The following is a 23,223-nucleotide window of genomic DNA, read 5'->3' as shown; positions in this document are numbered from 1 at the left end:
GCAAGTAGCAGTCCTCACGCAGTTGGCAGATCGTATTACGCGTTGCACGCGTCCGCGAGGAACAAAGGGCTATGCCCGCATAGTGACAACCACCAGCTTCGCTGGTGGATGTGTTCATTCCTTGGTAACATCCGAAGAGGGGCTGTTGCAAGTCTTTTGCAACAGCCCCTCGGTTCATGTACGGGTAGGCTCAGCGGTTCCGGTGGAGGCGCCGCCAGGTCCAGTCAGTGCCCTCCGCCTCCTGGACGGCGTCGTAGTCCCATTGGTGATCGGTCTGCCGGAGAAAATCGCTGGTCACATTAAAATAGGTATGGTGGGCCGACTCGTTGGCGGCGGGTACATCCACAAAGCCGCCCAGCGGGTCGTCCCAGGTGGTGTCCACGGCGTACCAGTCCCCATCCAGATGTACCAGGTTCCAGGCGTGGTCCTCCCGGGAGTTGCTGGAGGCCCCGATCGCCGTGACGCAGGGGATATCCAGCAGGTCCATAAACAGCTGGAAGGTGTTGGCGTACCCCATGCAGATGGCCTGCCCCTCCACCAGCAGGCCATAAGGATGGCTGCGGTTGGGGGAGGAATGGGTCTCGTCATAGGCGGCGTGGTCAATGATCCAGTCGTGGACCGCCAGTTCCTGCTCCGCAGGGGACATATCGTTGTCGATCTCCTTTTCCAGCACCTGCCGGCATACCTCCAGAATGGCGGCGTCCTCCTCCGACAGGGCGGAGGTGTCCCCGGTGCGGTAGGCCTCCACCACCGGTGCGGTGTCGTAGAGGGGCATCTCCTCCTCGTTGGGGGGATCAAAGACCACATAGCCCCGGCTGTCCCGCTCCACCGTATAGGGACGGGCCACCGTCTGGGCGGTCCCGCCGTCAAAACAGTTCAGGAAGGCGTCCTTGGCGGCCTCGGGATCGGGGCAGATGGCCAGCAGAAGCCAGCGGCCCTGCCGGAGCAGCAGGGCATCCTCCACCAGGGCGGCCTGGTCGGGGGCGTAGCCGGTAAAGTCGGCCTGGCGGCCCTCCAGATAGGCCAGCAGCAGCTCCTGCGCAGCCCCGGCGTCCACGCCGTCAGCCAGCTGGATCACCGCCAGTTCATAGGCCTGGAGCCCTTCGGAATAGGCGGCTACGGCATCCACCCAGTCCTCCCGGTCCAGGCCGTAGGCCGCCGTCAGATAGGCCTCCAGCCCCTCTGGGTCCAGTTCGCCGGAGAGGGGCGTCAGGCCATTGGAGAATTCCTCCGGCTGGGACTCCGCTACCACACCTCCCAGATCGATGGCGGAGGCGTCTGTGGTGGGTTCCTTGGGGGCGCAGCCTGCCAGCAGCAGAAGGGACAGCAGAAGCAAGGTCACTCGTTTCATGGGGCCACCTCCGGTTGGGGTCTGGTTTGGGTCAGGGGGAAGGTTACCGACGAGGTGAACAGATCGGCCTGAGTGCGGATGGCAAAGGAACCGCCGCAGGCCTCGGTAAAGGTACGGGCAATGGACAGGCCCAGGCCGCTGCCGCCGTCGGTGCGGCTCTGGTCCCCTCGAACAAAGCGCTCGGTGAAGTCCACACCGTAGGGCAGCTCCTCCCGGGAGGTGTTCTGAATGACAGCGGCGGCCCTGTCTCCCTCCACGGAGAGGGTGAGGTAGACCCGGGAGCCGTCCAGCGCATATTTTAGGGCGTTGCTGATGAGGTTCTGGAATACCCGGTACAGCCGGTCCCCGTCAGCCATGATCCACACCGGCTCGTCGGGCAGGGTGGAGCGGAGCACAAGGCCGGAGGCCTGAATATCCTCGTCCAGGTCGGCCAGAGTCTGGCGGAGCAGCTTGGCGAAGTCCAGCGGCCGTATGGTGACCGGCAGATTGCCGGTGGCCGCCTTGCTTACGTCAAACACGTCCTGCACCATGGCCTGGAGCCGCAGAGTCTTTTGATAGAGCACCAGAATATAGTCCCGGACATGGTCGGGCAGGTCCTCCTCCTGCCGCAGCAGCTCGGTGTAGCTCACCATGGAGGTGAGGGGGGTCTTGAGATCGTGGGACACATTGGTGATGAGCTCCAGCTTTAGCTTTTCGCTCTTCATCTGCTCGGACAGGGCGTCCTTCAACCGTACCTCCATCTGGTCCAGCCCCTCCACCGCGGCCCGCAGGTCAGAGTCCTGAGGCAGGGGCGCGGCAGTGGTCTGACCAGTCCCGGCGGCCTGGATACGGGTGAGCAGGGTGTCCACGTCGGCGGCAGTACGGCGGTTCTGGCTCATGAGCCACAGCTGGGCGGCAATGAGGAAGAGCCCCGCCAGGGCCAGCAGCATCAGAAGAAAGAAAATAGGCAGGCGGGACATGGTGGGGCCGAACAGAAGAAAAAAGACCACGATGCAGCCCAGGATAAAGGGCACCGCCGCCAGGAACTGGAGGGCAGAGCGACGCATCATCCGCTTCCCGGCGGGCCAGGACAACTCTCCGCCCCGGTACAGCCGGGCCAGGAGGGCGCACAGGCTGTTGGCGCTGATGCGGCCGAAGTTGTACCGCAGGTCGTTGAGGTAGAGGTAGGCCCACCACAGGGCCACCGGCACCGACAGATAGAGCAAGACGTTGTAGTACCGGGTCACATACAGGCTCACCAGGCAGAAAAAGGCGGCGATGCACATCAGAAAGAAGGGAATGAGCAGCACCAGCTTGACCTCCAGCCAGATCTTCCCGGTAAACCATGCGATGGCCTGGTCTGCCCGTACCTTGTGTTTGTGCCACAGAATGGACCAGAGCAGCAGCACCGTTCCAACCGCCAGCGGGACCACCACGAACAGGATCAGGGGCAGCTGCAGGCGGGAAGCATAATCCATGGTGGAGTAGAGGCCGCTGTCGGTTATGATATCACCGGTCAAAGCGGCGGTGTCCGCAATATAGGCCACCGGTTCCTTGGCGGCAGCCATGGTGATGGTGAGTCCGGCGTAGGACTGTGGGACCGGCATATTGCGGTAGCCGGGCAGGTTCCACTGATCTTCCCCCCGATAGTAGCCGTCCCCGTATAAATCCACCGTCTGCCCGTCCTTCTGAATGGTGACGGTCTTCCCGTCGAAATGGAGCAGGAAGTTGTATCCCTCCGGCAAAGCGTCGGGGGAGAGGTCATCGGCGTTGGTGGCCACCGTCTTGCCGTCCTGGGTCACCTTGTAGAGCAGATTTTTGTCGCTCAGCTGGTACTGCTCCTGCCAGGACGGGTCGGCAAAGCTGTAAAACCACTGTGAGATGGTGCGCCGAAAGTCGGCGGTATTCTGATAGTCGGACTGGAAAGCGTCGCTGATGCCGTGCCAGCCCAGAGTGTGGACCGCTGAATAGCCGGCGGCAAGAGCCAGTATGAGCAGATTGATGCCGCAGACCAGGGCCAGAAAGGCCAGAGCGGGCTTAATGCTTCTCAATTTTGTATCCAATGCCCCACACCACCTTTAAATACTCCGGCTCTTTGGGATTGAGCTCAATTTTTTCCCGAATGCGGCGGATATGCACCATCACTGTGTTTTCCGCAGAATAGGGCTCCTCATTCCACACCCGGCGATAGATCTCTTCGGCGGGGAACACCCGGCCCAGGTTGCGCATCAGCAGGTCCACGATCTTCAGCTCGGTGGCGGTGAGCCGCACCGGCGCGCCGTCGGCCAGCAGTGTCTTTTGGTCGGGCAGGTAGCACAGCCGCCCGGTGACCAGCTCCGCCTTCTGGCTGGGAGCGTTCACATCCCCCAGCTGGGTGTACCGCCGCAGGTGGCTGCGTACCCGGGCCACCAGCTCTTGGGGGTGGAAGGGCTTGGCAATATAATCGTCCGCCCCCATGGACAGGCCCAGGATCTTGTCAGTGTCCTCTCCCTTGGCGCTGAGGATGAGAATGGGCAGGTTGCGCTGCTCCCGGATCTTGAGCACGGCGGACAACCCGTCCAGCTTGGGCATCATCACGTCCATCAGGATGAGCCGCAGAGACGGGTCCATAGCCAGATCCAGGGCCTGGAGGCCATTATAGGCCTTCAGCACCCGGTAGCCCTCTTTTTCCAGCAAAATCGCGATGGCGCGGACGATCTCGGCGTCGTCGTCCACCACAAGAATGGCTTCATTCATATTGATCCCTCCATGGGTACAGCATAGCAGAGGTTTCTTTCAAAGTCGGGGAGGAAACCTTTCGTGTTTCTTACGATTTTATCATACCCAATGAGGGATGGGCAATAACAGAAACCCCCGGACAGCAAAAGCTGTCCGGGGGCTTGCTCAGTCGGCAAAGATGGTCTCCGCACCCACCTTCACACAGCCGGGGGGCGCATATTTCCAGTGGTCCAGCCGCCCCTCCCGAATGAAATAGTGGAGGGGCTGGAGATCTCCCAAAGGAGGCAGGGGCTCAATGGCCAGCAGCTTGATCTTCATCCGCTCGGGCAGAATGGCCTTGATGTACACCGACACCCGGGCGCCCTCGGTGAGGCGGCAGTCCTGCTCCGCCAGCCCGGACAGGTTGGGGGTCAACTCCACGAACACGCCATAGTCCTTGACCCCGCGCACCACCCCAGGCACCGTCATGCCCGGCTGGAAGGGGGCGGCGTTCTCCGCCCAGGTACCCAGCAGCTCCTTGTGGGTCAGGTAGATCCGGCCCAGGGCCGGGTCCAGGTCCAGCACCGCCGCCAAAATGTCCTGCCCCACCCGGAAGCGGACGGCGGGGTGGGGGATGCGGGACACCGAGATGTTTTCCACCCCGATGAGGGAGGGTATCCCGCAGCCTATGTCCACAAAGGCGCCGAAGGGTTCCAGATGGGTGACCCGGGCGGAAATGACCTGACCGGACTTCCAGTGCTCCAGCAGGTAGGACAGTGCCTTCTGCTGGGCCCGCCGCCGGGAGAGCAGGGGGCGGGGCTCCCCGTCGGATTCCTCCATGGAAGTGACTGTAAAGCAAACCGGCTTGCCAACTCTGGAGAGGATGGCAATGTCCCGGGTGACCCCCTCGGCAATGCCCAGGGCGGCCTCTGTTCGGGGGATGAGCCCCCGATAGGGGCCTACGGCCACGACGAGATCGTGCTCCGGCGTACACAGCAGGGCGGTCCCCTCCAGCACCGCCTCCGACTCCATGGCCTGCCTGAGCCCTTGGGCGTCGACGCAGGCAGCCTGATTTTCCGGGGTGTGGAGCAGCCGCCCCTCGGGTGGAAAACGGTTCGTCAATCTGACCAAATCCTTTCTGCGTTGGGGTGATTTTTTTCTTACCAGACAATGATATGCAATGGGGAACCTTGAATTGACAGAGGGGGACCGGGAATTTATAATATTCTTTACACGGATAAAGTGAAGCAAAAAGGGGGAGGACCCATGGACATCCATGTGGGCGACGTGCTGGAGCTGAAGAAGGAGCATCCCTGCGGCAGCCGACGGTGGCAGGTGCTGCGGGTAGGGATGGATTTCCGTCTGCGGTGTGCGGGATGCGGCCATGAGCTGATGATCCCCCGGAGCAAAGCGGAAAAAAGCATTAAAAAGATCATTCGGCCGGGGGAGGACGAGACATGAACCAGTATTGGAGCGCGCGGGCCAGGGCACTGACCCCCTATGTGCCGGGGGAGCAGCCCCGGGACCGGAAATTCATTAAGCTGAACACCAATGAGAACCCCTATCCGCCCTCTCCCATGGCCCTGGCGGCCATCCGGGAAGCGGCCTGTGATACCCTGCGGCTCTATCCCGACCCGGATTGCACCACCCTGCGGGAGCTGCTGGGGGCCACCTACGGCCTGAAGCCCTCCCAGGTCTTTGTGGGCAACGGCTCCGACGAAGTGCTGGCTATGTGCTTCCAGGCCTTCTTTGATCCGGACCGGCCCATCCTTTTTGCGGACATTACATACAGCTTTTATCCCGTCTATGCCGATCTGTACGGCCTGACCTACCGGGAAGTGCCGCTGGACGAGCATTTCGCTCTGCCGCTGGAGCCCTTCCTGGAGCCCAACGGCGGCGTAGTCATTGCCAATCCCAACGCCCCCACCGGACGGGAGCTGTCCCTGTGCGGCATCCGGGCGGTGCTGGAGGCCAACCCGGACGCTGTGGTGGTGGTGGACGAGGCCTATGTGGACTTCGGAGCCCACTCCGCTGTGGAGCTCATTGACCGCTATCCCAACCTGGTGGTGGTGCAGACCATGTCTAAATCCCGCTCCCTGGCCGGGCTGCGGGTGGGCTTTGCCATGGGCAACGCGGAGCTGATCGCCGCCCTCAACTGCGTGAAGAATTCCTTTAACTCCTATACCCTGGATCGTCTGGCCCTGGCGGGAGCCGAGGGAGCCCTGCGGGATCGGGATTATCTGCGGGCCACCTCCATGAAGATCCAGAACACCCGGGAGTGTACTGCCGCCCACCTGAAGAAGCTGGGCTTTCTTGTCACCGACTCCGCCGCCAATTTCCTCTTTGTCTCCCATCCCGATGTGCCCGCCAAGGAGCTGCTGGACGGCCTGCGTCAGCAGGGCATCCTGGTCCGCTGGTGGGACAAGCCCCGCATTCGGGATTACCTGCGGATCACCATAGGAACTGACCAGGAGATGCAGGCTCTGTGCGCCGCCATGGCGGAGCTGGTGGGATAAGAACCATTTTTGTAAAAACGCCTCGACGCGAACGATGGTTTGCGCCGGGGCATTTTTTTGCCCTGACCGGAATCTGACCTTTTTTATGGAGACAGGCAGGTATAATAATGCCTGCTGAATAAACCGCGATGCGGTTTATTCGCGCGGAGGGAGCCGCGCAATTTCATAAAAACAGCTCGAATTGGCTGTTTCTATGAAATTCAGCCATTGTTACAATGCGTATTTCTGTTGGTGCGTCTCAACACACCAACAGAAGGTGCAAGGTTTTTGGACGAGATCCTCCAAAAACCTTGCACTTGAACAAAGCCAACTGATCTTGAGAGTCGGTGTTTTCAAGGCATTTGGCCTTGTTCGGTACGCATTATAATAATGTTTGCACGCCGGAAGGGGGGAGCGGCATGACAGTGGTCTATCTGGACGAGGTGTTTTTGCTGAATTTTGTGGTGGACTATCTGCTGCTGCTCTCCGCCGGACGGCTGTCGGGGGAGATACTCCGCCGGGGGCATTTGGCCCTGGGGGCCGCCCTGGGGGCGGCTTACGCCGGGGCGGTGTTCCTGCCGGGGCTGGGCTTTCTGGTCCATCCCCTGTGCAAGGTGGGGGTGGGGGTGCTGACGGTACTGATCGGCTACGGCGGCAGCCGGCGGCTGCTGCGGGTGTGCTTGGTGTTCTTTGTGGTGTCCGCCGCCTTCGGCGGGGGCATCTTTGCCCTTCAGATGCTGGGCAGCCGCAGCCTTACCATGGCCAATGGGGTGTTGGCATCTCCTCTTGACCTGAAGCTGGTGCTGCTGTCGGCGGCAGGGTGCTATGGGCTCATTACCCTGCTCTTTCAGCGTGCCGCCCGCCACAGCTCCCGGCGGGAGCTGGCCCCGGCGGTGGTGGAGCTGGGGGGACGGCGGGCGGTGCTCACCGCATTGGTGGATACGGGCAACACCCTCACCGATCCGGCCACCGGCAGGCCGGTATTGGTGGCGGAGGGGGAGAAGGTAAAGACCCTGTTTCCACCGGGGACCGCCCCCTGTCAGGCAGAGCTCCGCGACCCTTCCGCCGCTCTGGAGCGGCTGAGCAACGCAGGCCTGCGGTGCCGGCTGCTGCCCTATCAGGCCGTGGGGGTGGAGTGCGGGCTGCTGCTGGCCCTGCGCAGTGATAAGGTAAAGGTGGGCGGGGAGGACTACGGTCCCCTGCTGGTAGCGCTGTCGCCCACCGGGCTCACCGACGGGGGCGGCTATTGCGCCCTCATCGGAGCATAAAGGAGGATGGCTATGAAGAGCTGGAAGACGCGCTGGTATGGGCGCATACAAAAGCTGCTGGCGCGGCTGGGGCTGAGGCTGCCGGGCAAAATTATGTACATCGGGGGGAGCGATACCCTGCCGCCCCCACTGTCCCGGGATGAGGAGGCGGAGCTCATCCGCCGCCTGGACGAGGGGGACGAGGGGGTAAAATCCCAGCTCATCGAGCGCAACCTGCGGCTGGTGGTGTATATCGCCCGCCGGTTTGAAAATACCGGGGTAGGCATTGAGGACCTCATCTCCATCGGTACCATCGGGCTCATCAAGGCCATCAACACCTACCAGCCCGCCAAAAATATCAAGCTGGCCACCTATGCCTCCAGGTGTATCGAAAATGAGATTTTGATGCACCTGCGCAAGACCACCAACCTGAAAAGCGAAGTGTCCTTTGACGAGCCGTTAAATACCGACTGGGACGGCAATGAGCTGCTGCTCTCCGACATTTTGGGCACCGACAGCGATCTGGTGATGAAGCCCATCGAGGAGGATGTGGACCGCAAGCTGCTCTCGGACGCTCTGGAGCGGCTGGAGGAGCGGGAGCGGCATATCATCACCCTTCGCTTCGGACTGGACGGCAAGCCGGAGCGCACACAGAAGGAGGTGGCCGACAGCCTGGGCATCTCCCAGTCCTACATCTCCCGGCTGGAAAAGCGGATTATCGCCCGGCTCAAGCGGGAGATTTTACGACTGATGTGACCGACCGCCTTGACAAACCGCGGGAAGAAGTATACTATGTAACTAGTTACTTATTTGGATGAGGTGGAAGTATGACGGGAAGGATGCCCTTTGGCCTGAAGATCGCAGTCATCAGCCGGGAATTTCGCAGGCGGATGGATGAGAAGGCCGCTGATATGGGTTTGACCTGGGCCCAGCTGCGGGTGCTGGGATCTGTGAGCCGCCTGGAGGTGGCCGGGAAAGAGGAGATCCACCAAAACGATCTGGAACACATTGAGCACGTGACCCATCCGGCCATGACCAAGATGCTCCAGCGGCTGGAGAGCAAGGGATTGGTCCGGTGTGTGCCCAGTGAGAAGGACCGGCGATATAAGAAAATTACCTGTACCGAGCGCTCTGCGGGAATCCATGAGACCATTCTGGAGCAGGACAGGGAGGTACTGGAGGAGCTATGCCGGGATTTTACGTTCCGGCAAAAGGAAATGCTGGAGGAGGCCATTGATCTGATCTTGAGCAATATCGATTTGGAGTGACCCTTTCTGTAAAAAAAGTAAATTCCCAGGCAGTGTGCTGAGGAGATAACTCAAGCGCGCTGCCTGCTTTTTTATCGCTAAATAAGTAACTAGTTACCTAAAAGGAGTGTAAATCAAGATGGAAAAAGAAGTACCAGAGCGCGAGAGTCCCTTTGCCACGGAGCCCGTTGGCCGGTTGATCCTGAAATTTGCCGTTCCCAGCGTCATTGCCCTGCTGGTCAATTCCCTGTACAACATCGTGGACCAGATCTTTATCGGCTGGGGCGTGGGCTACCTGGGCAACGGCGCCACTAATGTGGTGTTTCCCATCACCATCGTGGCCCTGGCCCTGGCGATGATGATCGGCAACGGCGGCGCGGCCTTTCTGAGCCTGAAACTGGGCGAGGGCAAGGTGGACGTGGCCAAAAAGGGCGTGGGCAATGCGGTTGCTCTGGTGACTATTGTCAGTATTGTTCTGGCGGTGGTTTTTCTGGTGTTTATCAACCCGATTCTGACCCTGTTCGGCGCAACGGATGCGCTGCGTGATTATGCCATCGATTATGGCTTTATCATCGGTATCGGTTTGCCCTTCATGATGATCTCCGCCGCCATCAATTCCATGATCCGGGCAGACGGAAGCCCCCAATATGCCATGTTTTCCATGATCATCGGTGCGGTCCTCAACGTGATTCTGGACCCGGTCTTTATCTTTGTTTTTCATATGGGGGTACAGGGTGCCGCCATCGCTACGGTGATCGGACAGGTGGCCTCCTTTGTGGTGTCGGCGGTCTATCTGCCCCGGTTCAAGACCGTCCATCCTGATGCCGCCTCCTTCCGCCTGAACGGCCGGACCTGCGGCAATATCCTGACCTTCGGCCTGAGCAGCTTTATCACCCAGTTTGCCATCACCATTGTTATGGCGCTGACCAATAACCTGCTGGCGGTTTACGGTGCTGCCTCCATTTATGGCTCTGAGATCCCGCTGACCGCCACCGGCATCGTGATGAAGGTCAACCAGATCATGATCTCCATCCTGCTGGGCATTGCCACCGGCACTCAGCCCATCATCGGCTTCAACTACGGAGCCAAGAACTTCAAGCGGGTGAAAAAGGCCCTGGAGATCTCTCTCATTGCCTCTGAGGTGGTGTCTATCGTGGCCTTCCTGATCTTCCAGTTCGCCCCCATGAGCGTGGTTATTCTGTTCGGCTCGGAGGAAGGACTTTACAATGAGTTTGCCGTGAAGGCCTTCCGCATCTTCCTGATGCTCTGTCCCCTCACTGGTTTCCAGACGGTGGCGGCGGTCTATCTCCAGGCAGTTGGCAAGCCTGTGCAGTCCGCTATCCTCTCTCTGGCCCGGCAGATCATCTTCTTTATCCCTGCGGCTCTGCTCCTGCCCCTGGCGTTGGGGGTGGACGGCGTGCTGTGGACTGGCCCCGTGGCCGACGGTCTGGCCTTCCTGCTCTCTCTTGGCCTGCTGATCCATGAGCATGACCACCTGAAACGGGAGCATCGGTTACAGTCCAAAGCGCCTGACATCGCTTGAAAAGGAGAGAATGGAGTATGAAAAACAGGATTATCACCATCAGCCGCGAATTTGGCAGCGGTGGCCGTACCATTGGCAAAAAGGTGGCGGAAACTCTGGGTATTGCTTGCTATGACAGCGAGTTGATTGAGAAAATTGCGGCGGAGAGCGGGCTTCACAAAGACTATATCAAGGAGGCGGGGGAGTATGCCCCTGGTGGGATACTGGCCTCCGCTTTTGCCCACGGTACTGCGGCCCCCACTAACGAGGACTATATCTGGAAGATCCAGTGCAGGATCATTACTGAACTGGCGGAGAAGGAATCCTGCGTCATTGTGGGCCGGTGTGCTGACTATATCCTTCGGGATAAGGCCGACTGCCTGCGGGTATTTATCCACGCGGATATGGCCTTCCGGGCCAAACGGATCGTGGAGGTATACGGTGAGCGGGAGGCATCCCCGGAGCAACGGCTGAAGGAGAAGGATAAGCGCCGGGCGGCTTACCACCGGTTCTATACCGATATGAAATGGGGCCACGCCCAGAACTATGACCTTACCCTCAACAGCGGAACCCTGGGCATTGACCGCTGCGCGGAGCTGATCCGGCAGCTCTACTGAGTAATTGCAGCAAAAAAGACCGCCAACGGCGGTCTTTTTTGCTGCTTCTGGCTTAAAAGCCCATGGTATCGGCCAGATCGTCCTTCATCTGGTCCATCTTCCGGGTGGCCTTTTTGGCCATGCGGCGCATTTTGGGATTCTGCATCCCCTTGGCGGCCACCGCCATGCCCATAGCGGCCCCGGCCAGAATGCCAAGGCCCATGCCGCCTAAAAAGGTGTGATTGGTCATTTGCTCAGCTCCCTTCCTTGGATGTCCGCATTTATTATTGCCCGGAATGCTGAAAAATCCATTGCTAAAATATGCGATTCAAGTTATAATGAAGGACGAAGAACACAGTGGCTTGCAGGAGGGGACGGGGGAAGGACCTGTACCCTTTTTTGCTGTGCAAATGCGGGTTTGGGCTCGAAAGCCGGCCCGCGAAACGGAAAGGAGTGATCCAGTGAAACTGTTGATTCGTCAGGGACGCCTGGTGGACCCTGTGGGGGGCATCGGCGGTGTCATGGATATCCTGATGGAAGACGGAAAGGTGACTGTCATCGGCAGCAACATCAATGAGCCGGGCGCTCAGGTCATCGACGCGGCGGGACTTACCGTGTGCGCCGGACTGGTGGATATGCACGTCCACCTGCGGGAGCCCGGATTTGAGTACAAGGAGACCATCGAGACCGGCGCGGCGGCCGCCGCCCGGGGCGGCTTTACCTCCATCGCCTGTATGCCCAACACCAGGCCCACGGTGGACTGCCCCGAGCAGGTGGACTTTGTCCGCAGAAAGGCGGCGGAGGCCTGCGGGGTCCATGTCTGGCCCATCGGCTCGGTATCCAAGGGGCAGAGAGGCCAGGAACTCACTGATTTTGAGGCCCTGAAGGGGGCGGGAGCAGTGGCCCTGTCCGACGACGGTGTGCCCGTCCAGAACGCCAATCTGATGCGGGACGGTCTCATCATGGCCCACCGGCAGGATCTCACCATCCTGTCACACTGTGAGGACGCGGACATGGTGAAGAACTATGCCGTCAACGAGGGGCGGGTATCCCGCCAGCTGCGTCTGGACGGACGGCCCGCCATCGCCGAGGAGCTGATGGTGGCCCGGGACGCCATGCTGGCCGAAGAGACCGGCGCGGCGGTCCACATCTGCCACATCTCCACCGCAAAATCGGTGGCCATCGTCCGGCGGTATAAGCGCAAGGGCGTGCAGATCACCTGTGAGACCTGCCCCCAGTATTTCTCCCTCACCGAGGATGAGATTTTGGCCCAGGGCACCATGGCCCGTGTCAACCCGCCTCTGCGGACCTGGTCCGATGTGGAGGCCATCATCGAGGGCCTGAAGGACGGCACCATCGACGCCATCGCTACCGACCACGCTCCCCACTCCGCCGAGGAGAAGGCCCGGCCCCTCACCGAGGCCCCCAGCGGCATGGTGGGTCTGGAGACCGCCCTGGGCGTCACCCTGACCTATCTGTACCACACCGGGGAGCTGCCCCTGTCCGATATTCTGCGGAAAATGACCATCAATCCCGCCTGCATCCTCCGTCTGCCCACCAAGGGCCGGCTGGCCATCGGCGCTGACGCCGACGTGGTTATCTTTGACCCGGACGAGGTGTGGACGGTGGACCCGGAGCAGTTTGCCTCCAAGGGCCGCAACACCCCCTTCGCCGGTAAGGAGCTGAAGGGAAAGATCAAATACACCATCGTGGGCGGAAAGATCATTTATCAGGATGAGAAATAAGAGATTTTAAGAGATAAAGGAGAATGAACTATGTCCTTCGATCGTCTGCAGGAAGCCATCATTGCCAAGAAAAACCCCACCGTGGCGGGTCTGGACCCCAAGCCGGAGTATGTGCCCGCCCACATCCGCAAGGAGTGCTATGACAAGTACGGCGAGACCCTGGAGGGTGCCGCCGAGGCCATTTACCGCTTCAACTGCGGCCTGATGGACGCACTGAAGGACATCGTGCCCGCCGTCAAGCCTCAGTCCGCTTACTATGAGCGCCTGGGCTGGCGGGGCATGGAGGTGCTGGAGCGCACCATCCGCTACGCCAAGGAGCAGGGGCTGTATGTTATCGCCGACATCAAGCGGGGCGACATCGGCTCCACCGCCGAGGCCTATTCCGACGGCTGGCTGGGTAAGACCAAGGTAGGGGAGCAGACCCTCAGCGCCTTCGACGCCGACTGCGTCACCCTCAACGGCTACATGGGGGCCGACAGCGTCAACCCCTTCCTCAAGACCTGTAAGGAGCTGGATAAGTGCGCCTTCATCCTGGCCAAGACCTCCAATCCCGGCTCCGGCGAGCTGCAGAACGTGTCCGCCGGTGAGGGCGACACCGTGTACGGCCTGATGGCCGACCTCATTGAGAAGTGGGGCGCGGGCACCGAGGGCAAGTACGGCTACACTATGGCCGGTGCGGTGGCAGGCGCCACCTATCCGGAAGAGCTGCAGAAGCTGCGCGCCCGGATGCCCCACACCTTCCTGCTGGTGCCCGGCTACGGCGCCCAGGGCGGCACTGCCGAGGATGTGCAGTATGCCTTCCAGAAGGATGGCCATGGCGCCATCGTCAACTCCTCCCGCGGCATCATCTGCGCCTGGCAGAAGACCGGAAAGGACGGCATGGACTACCAGGAGGCCGCCCGCAGCGCCGCGATTGCCATGCGGGACGACATTGCCCGCTTTACTACCATCGCGTAACCGGAGCGGCCTATGTCAGAGCAAGAGAAAGAGAAACAAGGTGTCCGTGAGGACGAGGTCAGTAAATGGAAGATCGGCCAGCACCGGGAATGGAACTGGCAGGAGATCCTTCAGCAGCAGATCGCGGCGGGACTGGTGGCAGCGGAGCCCTTCCGCTGCCCCACCTGCGGCACCATGCGCCGCAACCGGATCTGTCCGGTGTGCGGCAGCATCATGGATCTGAAGACCATGACTGAGACCGTCCGCGGGGACGAGTCTGCCAAATAAGTGGAAATGAGGGATAGTATGCCCATTGAACAGATCTGTACCATTGTAGATGTATCCAAGCTGAACGACTTCGCCTGGTCCTTTACCCTGGAAGTGGGGGACATGGTGAAAAAGGAGGGCCTGATGGCCGGTCAGTTCCTCCATATCGCCTGCGGAGAGGGCCTGCTTCTCCGCCGGCCCATCTCGGTTTGCATGGTCCAGGAGGACGAGCCCCACGATACTGCCCGCGTGGTCTTTGAGGTGCGGGGTGAGGGTACCAAGTGGCTGGCTCAGCGCCAGGTGGGGGACAAGGTGAATGTGCTTGGCCCCTTGGGCAACGGCTTCACCGTTACCCCCAATGACCGGCTGCTGCTGGTGGGCGGCGGCATCGGCGTGCCCCCGCTGCTGGGTCAGGCCGCCTTTACCGCCAGGAACTCCACCGCCGTGCTGGGCTTCCGGTCTGCCGACCGGGCCATGCTGGTGGAGGATTACCGGGACTACTGCGAGGCGGTTTACCTCTGCAGTGACGACGGTTCCCTGGGCCGCCACGGCTTTGTGGACGCCCAGCTGAAGGATATCCTTGAAAAGGATAAAAACTTTACAGCTGTTCTGGCCTGCGGCCCCAAGCCCATGCTGAAGAACGTGGCCAAGGTAGCGGCCGAGTACGGTGTGCCCTGCCAGGTCTCCCTGGAGGAGCGGATGGCCTGCGGCGTGGGCGCCTGCCTGGGCTGCGCCGTCCAGATGGCCGACGGCACCATGAAGCACGTCTGCAAGGATGGTCCGGTATTCGACGCCAAGGAGGTGGACTGGAATGTCTAACGTGGATCTGTCCGTCGATCTGGCGGGCGTCAAGATGAAAAATCCGGTGGTGGTGGCCTCCGGTACCTTCGGCTTTGGAAGGGAGTACGGCCAGTTCTATAACCTGAATGAGCTGGGCGGTATTTGCTGTAAGGGCCTTACCCTTCACAGAAGAGAGGGCAATCCGCCCCCCCGGATCGCCGAGACCCCCATGGGTATCCTCAACTCCGTGGGCCTGCAGAACCCCGGCGTGGACGCCTTTATCGAGCACGAGCTGCCCGAGCTGAAGAAGCATGATCTGGCCATCATCGCCAACATCTCGGGCAATACCCCCGAGGAGTACGGCATCATGTGTGAGAAGCTGTCGGCGGCGGGGGTGGACATGATCGAGGTCAACATCTCCTGCCCCAACGTAAAGGCGGGCGGTCTGGCCTACGGCACCAAGCCCGAGCTGGCCGCCGAAGTCACCAAAATGGCCAAGAGCCATTCCACCGTCCCCGTGATGGTGAAGCTGTCTCCCAACGTCACCGACATCACCGAGATTGCCCGTGCGGTGGCTGACGCCGGCGCCGACGCCCTGTCCCTCATCAACACCCTGCGGGGTATGCGCATCGATCTGAACACCCGCCGTCCCATTCTGAAGATGAACACCGGCGGCCTGTCCGGCCCCGCCGTGCTGCCCGTGGCGGTGCGGATGGTGTGGGAGGTGGCCTGCGCCGTGGATCTGCCCATCCTGGGCATGGGCGGCGTGGCCAAGGGAGAGGATGCGGCCCAGCTGATGCTGGCGGGCGCCTCTGCCGTGGCGGTGGGCACCGCCTGCTTCGCCGATCCCTACGCCCCCATCAAGGTGCGGGATGGCCTGGCGGCAATCGCTTCTGCCCAGGGCCTTGACAAGGTTTCCGACCTGACGGGCGGCGTGCGCCCCTGGTAAGTGTTATCCTGAGCCAAAGAGGTTTCGTTTTATGACCAAGATATACATCATCCGCCACGCGGAGGCGGAGGGCAACCTGTATCGCCGGGTCCACGGCTGGTACAACAGCCTCATCACCGACAACGGCTACCGGCAGATTGCCGCCCTGCGGGGCCGGTTCGCCAACGTGCATATCGACGCGGTGTATTCCAGCGATTTGTTTCGTACCATGACTACCGCCAAGGCCATCTACCCCAGCCATGGACTGGAACTCCACACCACCCCCGCCCTGCGGGAGATCGGCGTAGGGGAGTGGGAGGACAAGCCCTGGGGAGCGCTGGAGCGGCACGATGCCATGCGGCTGATTCGCTTCAACCATGCCTCCCCCGAGTTCCAGGTGGAGGGGGGCGAGACCTTCGCCCAGGTCCAGGCCCGGATGAAGGGCGCGGTGCTGGATATCGCCGCCAGGCATCCCGGCCAGACGGTGGCTCTGTTCTCCCATGGCTCTGCCATTCGCTGTCTCCAGGGCGCCATCCGGGGCCTGGGTCCCGGCGAGATGGATGGCCTGGGTCACAGCGATAATACCGGCGTCACCTGCCTGGAGGTAGAGGGTGACCAGATCTCCATTGTCTATGAGAACGACAACTCCCACCTGCCGGAGGAGATCTCTACCCTGGCCAGCCAGAAGTGGTGGAAGTCCCGGGAGGGCAGCATTGCCGACGCCAATATGTGGTTCCGTTCGCTGGACCTGGAACGGGAAGAGAAACTCTATCTGGCGGCCAGACACGACGCCTGGATTGATATCCACGGCAGCGAGGTCTCATTTGACGGCGCCGGCTTCTGCAAGGACGCCCGCCGCTGTTGGGAACAAGACAAGGAAAAAGCCTTGACAGTTGCCATGCAGCGGGATGAGGTGGCCGGCGTGCTCCAGCTGGATCTGGAGCGCTTTGCCGACGATGGCATCGGCTACATCCCCTTTGTGTACATGAATCCCCAGCACCGGAAGCGGGGCCTGGGGGTCCAGCTCATCGGCCAGGCGGTGTCGGTATTCCGCCCCCTGGGCCGCACCCGACTGCGGCTGCGCTGTGCTCCGGAGAACGCCGTGGCTCAGCGCTTTTACAAGAAGTACGGCTTTAAAAAGGCGGGGGAGGAGCAGGGCAGTGTGAAGCTGGATCTGCTGGAAAAATACATTGGTTATGAGACCAAGGACTAACTGAGGAACGATATGAATGGATTTTTACCCGTCTCGATGGCGGATATGAAAGAGCGTGGATGGGACGGGTACGACTTTCTCATTATCACCGGCGACGCCTATGTGGACCATCCCACCTTTGGCTGCGCCATCATCTCCCGGGTGCTGGAGGCCGAGGGCTACCGTGTGGCCATCCTGGCCCAGCCGGACTGGCGCAAGGCGGAGGCCTTTACAGTGCTGGGGCGGCCCAGGCTGGGGGTGATGCTGTCTGCCGGCAATCTGGACTCCATGGTGGCCCACTATACCGCCGCCCGGAAGCGCCGGCATGACGACGCCTATTCCCCGGGCAATCAGGCGGGACTGCGTCCCGACCGGGCCTCCATCGTGTATGCCAATAAGGTGCGTGAGGCCTTTGGAGACATCCCGCTGATCATCGGCGGGCTGGAAGCATCCCTCCGCCGCTTTGCCCATTACGACTACTGGGAGGACAAGGTGCGCCGCTCGGTGCTCTTTGACAGCCAGGCTGATCTGCTGGTGTACGGCATGGGTGAGACCGCCACCCGGGAGATCGCCTCCCGTTTGGCCTCCGGTACCCCGGTGGGGGAGATCACTGATGTAAAGGGAACTGCCTTTATTGCAAAAGATCCCTCCGCCTGCGCCTATCCCAAGGTGGAGTGCCCCTCCTATGAGCAGGTTTCTACCGATAAGCGGCAGTATGCCGTGGCCAATATGATCCAGTATGAGGAGCACGATCCGGTGCGGGGGAAGGCCATCCTCCAGCGCCATGGGGACCGGTTGCTCATCGTCAATCCCCCCGCCATGCCGCTTACTACGGCGGAGCTGGACTTTGTGGCCGAGCTGCCCTATGTCCGGGAGCCCCACCCCATGTACGATGATATGGGAGGCGTGCCGGCCATTGAGGAGGTGCGCTTCTCGGTGGCTCACAACCGGGGATGCTTCGGCGCCTGTAATTTCTGCTCTTTGGCCTTCCATCAGGGGCGGATCATCACCTCCCGCAGCCACGAGAGTGTGCTGAGAGAGGTGGAAGGGCTGACTCATCACCCCGGCTTCAAGGGCTACATCCACGACGTGGGCGGGCCCACCGCCAACTTCCGGCGTCCCGCCTGCAAGAAGCAGATGAAGGCCGGACTGTGCCGGGGTAAGGCCTGTCTGGCCCCAGAGGCCTGTCCCAACCTGGACGCCGACCACACCGACTACCTGATGCTGCTGCGGAAGATCCGGGCGGTGCCGGGGGTGAAAAAGGTGTTCATCCGCTCGGGCATCCGCTTCGACTTTATGCAGAAGGATAAGAGCGGGGAGTTCTTCGCCGAACTGGTGAAGTACCATGTGTCGGGCCAGCTGAAGGTGGCCCCGGAGCACTGCGTCAATTCGGTACTGGACTACATGGGCAAGCCCCATATCGAGGTATACGAGAGATTCAAGCGGAAGTACGAGTCCCTGAACCAGAAGTACGGCAAGGAGCAGTACCTGGTGCCCTACCTCATGTCCTCCCACCCCGGCTGTACGCTGAATGATGCGGTGGAGCTGGCCCAATGGCTCAACCGCACCGGCCGTCAGCCCGAACAGGTCCAGGACTTCTATCCCACCCCGGGCACCCTGTCCACCTGTATGTACTATACCGGCATTGATCCCCGGACCATGAAGCCGGTGTATGTGCCCAAGGATCCCCATGAGAAGGCTATGCAGCGGGCCCTGATGCAGTGGAAGCGACCTGAGAAACGGATCCTGGTACGGGAGGCCCTCCATCGGGCCCACCGGGAGGACCTGATCGGTTTCGGAAAAGACTGTCTGCTGCGGCCGGAGAAATACGGCAAGCCTCAGGAGAGCAAACAGACATCTAACCGAGGCAGAGCCGGCAAGGGGAGCAAACCGGCGGCCCAGAAAGGCGCCAAGCCCCAGGCTAAACCAACCCGTAAAGCGGGCTGGGCGGTGGCCAAACCCAAAAAGAATGCCCGTCCCCGCAAGGGAAAGGGATAACAAACAGCCGGCAGAGCGCGCTCTGCCGGTTTCTTTTTGCCTGAAATACTATGCGGCAAGAGCATTGAAGCTTCCTTTCAGAATTGGTATACTGAGCTTAAATACTCCCGCTGGGGAGAAAAGAGAGGATGTATGCCTGTGAAAAGACGCGTATTGTCTCTGCTGGCCGCGCTGGTGCTGATGCTGGGCCTGATCCCCGCCGCCTCCGCTGCACAGCCCGATCTGGTCATCACCATGCGGTACAATAGCCCCTGGTGCGTGATCGGCGAAACTGTGACTCAGATCGACGAGACCAGCAGCGCCGTGGTGCTGATGGCGGAGAATGGCCGCACCATGCTGCCCATCCGCCGGATGATCGAGGCCTTCGGCGGCACCGTGGAGTGGGTGCAGGAGACCAATGGTGTGCGCTGCTCCCTGAACGGCACCTCGGTGGAGTTGGAGCTGGACTCCACCACCGCCCTGGTCAACGGGAAAGAGGTGACCATGGATGTGCCCATGCGTGCCAAGAACAACCGCACCTTCGTGCCGGTGCGCTTCGTCAGCGAAAATCTGGGCCTGACTGTGGAATGGGAGGGCAAGAATCAGATCGTGGTGGTCGCCAACGGCGAGGTGGACAAGAACGATCTCACCAGCCTGCCCCAGGTCCAGAAGCTGGTGAAAAAGACCACCCCCAAAGAGGACCCGGTGACCCTCACCTCCAAGAGTTACACGCTGGCCTCCGGCACCGTCAATGCCAACGTGATCACCGTCAATATGAAGGACCCCCGGGTGAGCGTCAAGTCGGCGCTGGTGGGGGGCAAGCTTAACACCACCAACAGCTTCCAGTCCATTGCTGCCAATTCCGGGGCGGCAGCGGTGATCAATGCCAACTTCTTTGAGAGTGAAAAGGCTATCAAGGACTCCATCGGCCACCTGATGGTGAACGGCCAGTTTATGTATGCCAGCTCCGGTCTGTCCTCTCTGGGCATCACCGATACCAACGAGATGCGCTACGGCCGGCCCCCCGTCTTTGTCCGCGTTGAGACGGTAGACGGCGGCGCCTACCGCTGGTGGGACGCCTACGAGGTCAATATGCTGAAGCAGTTCAGCGGCCAGGCGGTACTCTATACCCCTGCCCGGGGGACCTCTTTCCAGGTCACCTATCCCGGTTCCGCTTTGACCGTGGTCAACAATGTGACCACCAGCTTCCAGATGGTGTCCGCCGGTCAGACGGTAGCCATCCCCGCCAACGGCTATGTGCTCTACTCCAGCGACACCGTCACCAACTACGACTTCTTCAATCAGTTTGAGGCGGGCCGCACCGTAGCTCTGCGGCCCTACCTCCAGCGGGATGATGAGGAGGGCTTCGACCTGACCGGTGTGCAGACGATGGTGTCCGGTTCCCCCCGGCTGGTGAAGGACGGCGCGAAGTTCACCGGTCTGGACAACGGCTTTAAGGAAGCACGCTTCACCACCGCTGTTACGCCCCGTACCGCTGTGGGTACCACCAAGGATGGTAAGCTGCTGCTGGTCAACGTGAAGGCTGCCAGCATCGAGCAGATGCGGGATCTGATGCTTTCCCTGGGCTGTGTGGATGCCATTAACCTGGACGGCGGCGGTTCCGCTGCTATGTACTACAAGGGACAGACCCTGGCTACCCCCGGACGTAATCTGACGTCTACGCTTCAGGTCTTTGTGTCCGAATAAATCGCGGGAAAGAACGAGTCTGCCGCCTGCGCGGCAGGCTCGTTTTGTTTGCGGGGAAGAGGAGATGAAAAAAATTTGAGAAAATGAAAAAAAGGACTTGCAAGAACTGGGTGAGTCTGCTATTATATCAATAACAGTAATAGTTACTGTTTACAACAGAAAGAGTGGTGACATATGAACGGAAAGCGATACTCACGTCAGCGAGAGCTGATCTATGAAGCTCTGATGCACACAGACCAGCATCCCACCGCTGAAATGGTGTATCAATGGCTCAAACCAACCAATCCCAATTTGAGTTTGGGCACGGTATACCGCAACCTGAATTTGCTGGTGGACGAAGGTGCTGCTGTGCGGATGGCTTTTCCGGTAGAGCGGTACGACGCCAATGTGGAGCCTCATTCACATTTTCGGTGTGAGGTCTGCGGCGGAGTCTTTGACCTGGATCTGCCCTACGACAAGGGGCTGGACGAGAAGGCGCTGCTGGCCAGCGGCCATGATATTCGGTCCCATGAGTTGGTTTTTCATGGGGTTTGTGTAAATTGCAAACCAAAACATTGAGTTTTTTCTGGTAATGTGGTAAGTTTATTTTGCACGGAAGTGCCAATACTGTGATTAGAAAGGATGTAACAACATGGAGTTCAAGCTGTATCGCTGCGCGCACTGCGGCAATGTGATTTTCAAAGTTGTGGACAAGGGCGTGCCCGTCATGTGCTGCGGGCAGAAAATGGAAGAGATCGTGCCCAATACCACCGACGCGGCTCAGGAGAAGCACGTCCCTGTGGTGGAGAAGACTGCTCATGGCAGCGGGAACTCCGTGACCGTCAAGGTGGGTAGTGTGGAGCATCCCATGTTGCCGGAACACTATATCTCTCTGATCGCTGTGGTGGACGGTGACACCGTGACCATGAAGTTCCCCAAGCCCGGCGACGCGCCTGAGCTGAAGACCTTCTGCCGGAGCGATAAGGTGGAGGCCTATGAGATCTGCAATCTCCACGGCTTCTGGAAGGGCGAAGGCTAATCAACAGCTCGTATAAAGTAATTAGATTTTAGAAAGGATGGTATGACACGATGGAACTGAAGGGCAGCAAGACCGAAGCCAATCTGTGGAAGGCATTTGCGGGAGAGAGCATGGCCCGCAATAAGTATACCTACTTTGCCAGTAAGGCCAAGAAAGAGGGTTACGAGCAGATCGCGGCCATCTTTGAGGAGACCGCCGGCAACGAGAAGGAGCACGCCAAGCTGTGGTTCAAGGAACTGGGCGGCATCGGAGACACCATGGCCAACCTGAAGTCCGCCGCCGCTGGTGAGCATGAAGAGTGGACTGAGATGTATAAGGAAATGGCCGAGACCGCTCGTGAGGAGGGCTTTGAGAAGCTGGCCTTCCTGTTTGAGGGCGTCCTGAAGATTGAGAAGGAGCACGAGGAGCGCTACCTGACCCTCCTGAAGAACCTGGAAGAGGGCGTCGTGTTCAAGCGGGGCGATGAGTATATGTGGAAGTGCCGTAACTGCGGCCACATCCACTTCGGCAAAGAGGCTCCCCAGGTGTGCCCCGTGTGCGCCCATCCTCAGGCCTACTTCGAGATCCGCGCCGTCAACTATTGACTTGACTTCGTGGGGGGCCTCTTTGGGGTCCCATCGAAGATGGGGCGGCGCTTGCGCCGTACAAGCGTTTTTACCGCGTAAAAACCTTGCGCCCGGGTGGATTCATTCCACCCGGGCTTTTGCAATGAACGGGGTCCCCGCCCGGCCTGGGCCGGGTGGGGCGGCCCGCCAGGTGTGCCCCGTGTGCGCTCATCCCCAGGCCTACTTCGAGATCCGCGCCGTCAACTATTGATTTATACGCAAAAACGCACCCCGGAAGATTCCTTCCGGGGTGCGTTTTTGCGCGGATGTGCGGGCCGATGAGGGCAGAAGGTGAATTGCCCCAATGGGGCAAGAGAAGCCACCCTGGGGTGTCGGCCTCTACGACAGGAATAGAAATCCTGAGGCGGGCGACCATAAAGGGCGCCCCTACGGAGAGAAATATGCGTAAACCCGCAGGCTGTGTCAGGGACGCAGCCGGGCCATCATGTATTCGTCGGCATACTTGCCGTCCCGCACGGTGGTCATGCGCTTGAGCCCTTCCTTTTCAAAGCCCAGCTTCTCATACAGGTGGATGGCCCGTTCATTATCGGCAAAGACAGTGAGCTCCACCCGCACCAGCATGAGCCAGTTATCCGCCAGATCCAGCAGCGTCTTTAAAAGGGCGGAACCCACCCCCATGTTCTGGTAGTCGGCATGGACCATCAGTCCCACACTGCCTACGTGGCGCATCCGGGGATTGCTCTCCAAATGGAGGCCTGCCGCACCGATCACGGTACCGTCCTCCAGCACTGCCACAAAGTGGTGGTCGTTGGGACCCAGATGGGCTACAAAGGTATCGCTGTCCGTGGTGCGGCAGGAGGGAAGTCCCAGGGTAGTCTCAAAGACCCCGGGCATCCGGCGCAGGGCCGCGGTGCCAGCGGCGTCCCGGGGTTCCGTGGGACGAATGGTGTAGTTCATAATAACACCTCCCAAA

General features: G+C 60.4%; 24 protein-coding genes. 18 read left to right on the top strand and 6 right to left on the bottom strand.

The window, feature by feature from the left end; genetic code table 11:
• Positions 1–190: 190 nt before the first annotated feature.
• The 4 genes from WHJ28_RS15345 to WHJ28_RS15330 all read right to left on the bottom strand — a co-directional run bounded on the left by WHJ28_RS15345 (position 191) and on the right by WHJ28_RS15330 (position 5,158).
• A complete protein-coding gene (locus WHJ28_RS15345; RefSeq protein WP_340042936.1) occupies positions 191–1,351 on the bottom strand; it encodes a transglutaminase domain-containing protein in 1,161 nt (386 codons plus the stop codon).
• Positions 1,348–3,393 carry a sensor histidine kinase gene (locus tag WHJ28_RS15340; RefSeq protein WP_340042935.1) on the bottom strand — a complete coding sequence of 682 codons (2,046 nt, stop codon included), beginning with the start codon at positions 3,391–3,393 and terminating at the stop codon, positions 1,348–1,350. The genes WHJ28_RS15345 and WHJ28_RS15340 overlap by 4 nt, the downstream gene beginning before the upstream one ends.
• Entirely contained in the window at positions 3,368–4,066 is a 699-nt protein-coding gene (locus WHJ28_RS15335; protein ID WP_087187113.1) for a response regulator transcription factor, read from the bottom strand. Before WHJ28_RS15335 ends, WHJ28_RS15340 begins: the two co-directional genes overlap by 26 nt.
• Positions 4,067–4,213: 147 nt before the next feature.
• Entirely contained in the window at positions 4,214–5,158 is a 945-nt protein-coding gene (locus tag WHJ28_RS15330; protein ID WP_340042934.1) for a S1 RNA-binding domain-containing protein, read from the bottom strand.
• 135 nt (positions 5,159–5,293) lie between these two features.
• Between WHJ28_RS15330 and WHJ28_RS15325 the strand changes: the two genes are divergently transcribed.
• The 7 genes from WHJ28_RS15325 to WHJ28_RS15295 all read left to right on the top strand — a co-directional run bounded on the left by WHJ28_RS15325 (position 5,294) and on the right by WHJ28_RS15295 (position 11,155).
• On the top strand, positions 5,294–5,488 hold the full coding sequence (locus WHJ28_RS15325; RefSeq protein WP_087266101.1) for a DUF951 domain-containing protein: 195 nt from the start codon (positions 5,294–5,296) through the stop codon (positions 5,486–5,488).
• Positions 5,485–6,543 (top strand): histidinol-phosphate transaminase, encoded by a 1,059-nt coding sequence (gene hisC, locus WHJ28_RS15320; RefSeq protein WP_340042933.1) that lies wholly within the window; start codon positions 5,485–5,487, stop codon positions 6,541–6,543. Before WHJ28_RS15325 ends, hisC begins: the two co-directional genes overlap by 4 nt.
• A gap of 398 nt (positions 6,544–6,941) precedes the next feature.
• A complete protein-coding gene (locus WHJ28_RS15315; protein ID WP_340042932.1) occupies positions 6,942–7,790 on the top strand; it encodes a sigma-E processing peptidase SpoIIGA in 849 nt (282 codons plus the stop codon).
• A 12-nt stretch (positions 7,791–7,802) separates the two neighbouring features.
• On the top strand, positions 7,803–8,525 hold the full coding sequence (gene sigE / locus WHJ28_RS15310) for an RNA polymerase sporulation sigma factor SigE (protein WP_087187107.1): 723 nt from the start codon (positions 7,803–7,805) through the stop codon (positions 8,523–8,525).
• A gap of 71 nt (positions 8,526–8,596) precedes the next feature.
• Positions 8,597–9,037: a MarR family winged helix-turn-helix transcriptional regulator gene (locus WHJ28_RS15305; protein WP_340042931.1), complete on the top strand. Its 441-nt coding sequence runs from the start codon at positions 8,597–8,599 to the stop codon at positions 9,035–9,037.
• 118 nt (positions 9,038–9,155) lie between these two features.
• Complete coding sequence (locus tag WHJ28_RS15300) at positions 9,156–10,559, top strand: MATE family efflux transporter (RefSeq protein ID WP_340042930.1); 1,404 nt, start codon at positions 9,156–9,158, stop codon at positions 10,557–10,559.
• 17 nt (positions 10,560–10,576) lie between these two features.
• Positions 10,577–11,155 carry a cytidylate kinase-like family protein gene (locus WHJ28_RS15295; RefSeq protein WP_340042929.1) on the top strand — a complete coding sequence of 193 codons (579 nt, stop codon included), beginning with the start codon at positions 10,577–10,579 and terminating at the stop codon, positions 11,153–11,155.
• A gap of 52 nt (positions 11,156–11,207) precedes the next feature.
• Here WHJ28_RS15295 and WHJ28_RS15290 read toward each other — a convergent pair whose 3' ends face one another.
• Complete coding sequence (locus WHJ28_RS15290) at positions 11,208–11,384, bottom strand: hypothetical protein (protein ID WP_164475006.1); 177 nt, start codon at positions 11,382–11,384, stop codon at positions 11,208–11,210.
• A gap of 211 nt (positions 11,385–11,595) precedes the next feature.
• On the opposite strand from WHJ28_RS15290, the gene WHJ28_RS15285 reads away from it, so the two are divergent.
• From WHJ28_RS15285 to rbr, 11 genes are all read left to right on the top strand, one after another.
• Positions 11,596–12,879 carry a dihydroorotase gene (locus tag WHJ28_RS15285; protein ID WP_340042928.1) on the top strand — a complete coding sequence of 428 codons (1,284 nt, stop codon included), beginning with the start codon at positions 11,596–11,598 and terminating at the stop codon, positions 12,877–12,879.
• Between the two features lie 30 nt (positions 12,880–12,909).
• Entirely contained in the window at positions 12,910–13,836 is a 927-nt protein-coding gene (gene pyrF / locus WHJ28_RS15280) for an orotidine-5'-phosphate decarboxylase (protein ID WP_340042927.1), read from the top strand.
• Positions 13,837–13,848: 12 nt separating this feature from the next.
• A complete protein-coding gene (locus tag WHJ28_RS15275) occupies positions 13,849–14,103 on the top strand; it encodes a hypothetical protein (protein ID WP_340042926.1) in 255 nt (84 codons plus the stop codon).
• 18 nt (positions 14,104–14,121) lie between these two features.
• Positions 14,122–14,901 (top strand): dihydroorotate dehydrogenase electron transfer subunit, encoded by a 780-nt coding sequence (locus WHJ28_RS15270; RefSeq protein WP_340042925.1) that lies wholly within the window; start codon positions 14,122–14,124, stop codon positions 14,899–14,901.
• Positions 14,894–15,811: a dihydroorotate dehydrogenase gene (locus WHJ28_RS15265; protein ID WP_340042924.1), complete on the top strand. Its 918-nt coding sequence runs from the start codon at positions 14,894–14,896 to the stop codon at positions 15,809–15,811. The genes WHJ28_RS15270 and WHJ28_RS15265 overlap by 8 nt, the downstream gene beginning before the upstream one ends.
• A 31-nt stretch (positions 15,812–15,842) precedes the next feature.
• Positions 15,843–17,003 (top strand): GNAT family N-acetyltransferase, encoded by a 1,161-nt coding sequence (locus WHJ28_RS15260; protein WP_340042923.1) that lies wholly within the window; start codon positions 15,843–15,845, stop codon positions 17,001–17,003.
• A gap of 12 nt (positions 17,004–17,015) precedes the next feature.
• On the top strand, positions 17,016–18,980 hold the full coding sequence (locus WHJ28_RS15255) for a YgiQ family radical SAM protein (protein ID WP_340042922.1): 1,965 nt from the start codon (positions 17,016–17,018) through the stop codon (positions 18,978–18,980).
• Between the two features lie 138 nt (positions 18,981–19,118).
• Positions 19,119–20,666, top strand: a complete 1,548-nt coding sequence (locus tag WHJ28_RS15250) for a stalk domain-containing protein (RefSeq protein ID WP_340042921.1) — start codon at positions 19,119–19,121, stop codon at positions 20,664–20,666.
• Positions 20,667–20,840: 174 nt separating this feature from the next.
• Positions 20,841–21,224, top strand: a complete 384-nt coding sequence (locus WHJ28_RS15245) for a Fur family transcriptional regulator (RefSeq protein WP_340042920.1) — start codon at positions 20,841–20,843, stop codon at positions 21,222–21,224.
• 73 nt (positions 21,225–21,297) lie between these two features.
• Positions 21,298–21,684, top strand: a complete 387-nt coding sequence (locus tag WHJ28_RS15240) for a desulfoferrodoxin family protein (protein ID WP_340042919.1) — start codon at positions 21,298–21,300, stop codon at positions 21,682–21,684.
• A gap of 50 nt (positions 21,685–21,734) precedes the next feature.
• A complete protein-coding gene (gene rbr / locus WHJ28_RS15235; protein WP_087187094.1) occupies positions 21,735–22,268 on the top strand; it encodes a rubrerythrin in 534 nt (177 codons plus the stop codon).
• 444 nt (positions 22,269–22,712) lie between these two features.
• On the opposite strand, the gene WHJ28_RS15230 is transcribed toward rbr, so the two are convergent.
• Complete coding sequence (locus WHJ28_RS15230; protein WP_340042918.1) at positions 22,713–23,207, bottom strand: GNAT family N-acetyltransferase; 495 nt, start codon at positions 23,205–23,207, stop codon at positions 22,713–22,715.
• Positions 23,208–23,223 lie beyond the last annotated feature (16 nt).

Origin of the sequence: Flavonifractor porci, assembly GCF_037572415.1 — a bacterium.
Taxonomy (GTDB): domain Bacteria; phylum Bacillota; class Clostridia; order Oscillospirales; family Oscillospiraceae; genus Flavonifractor; species Flavonifractor porci.
Note: the sequence above shows the minus strand (reverse complement) of the source record. Positions and strands in the feature narration are given on the sequence as shown.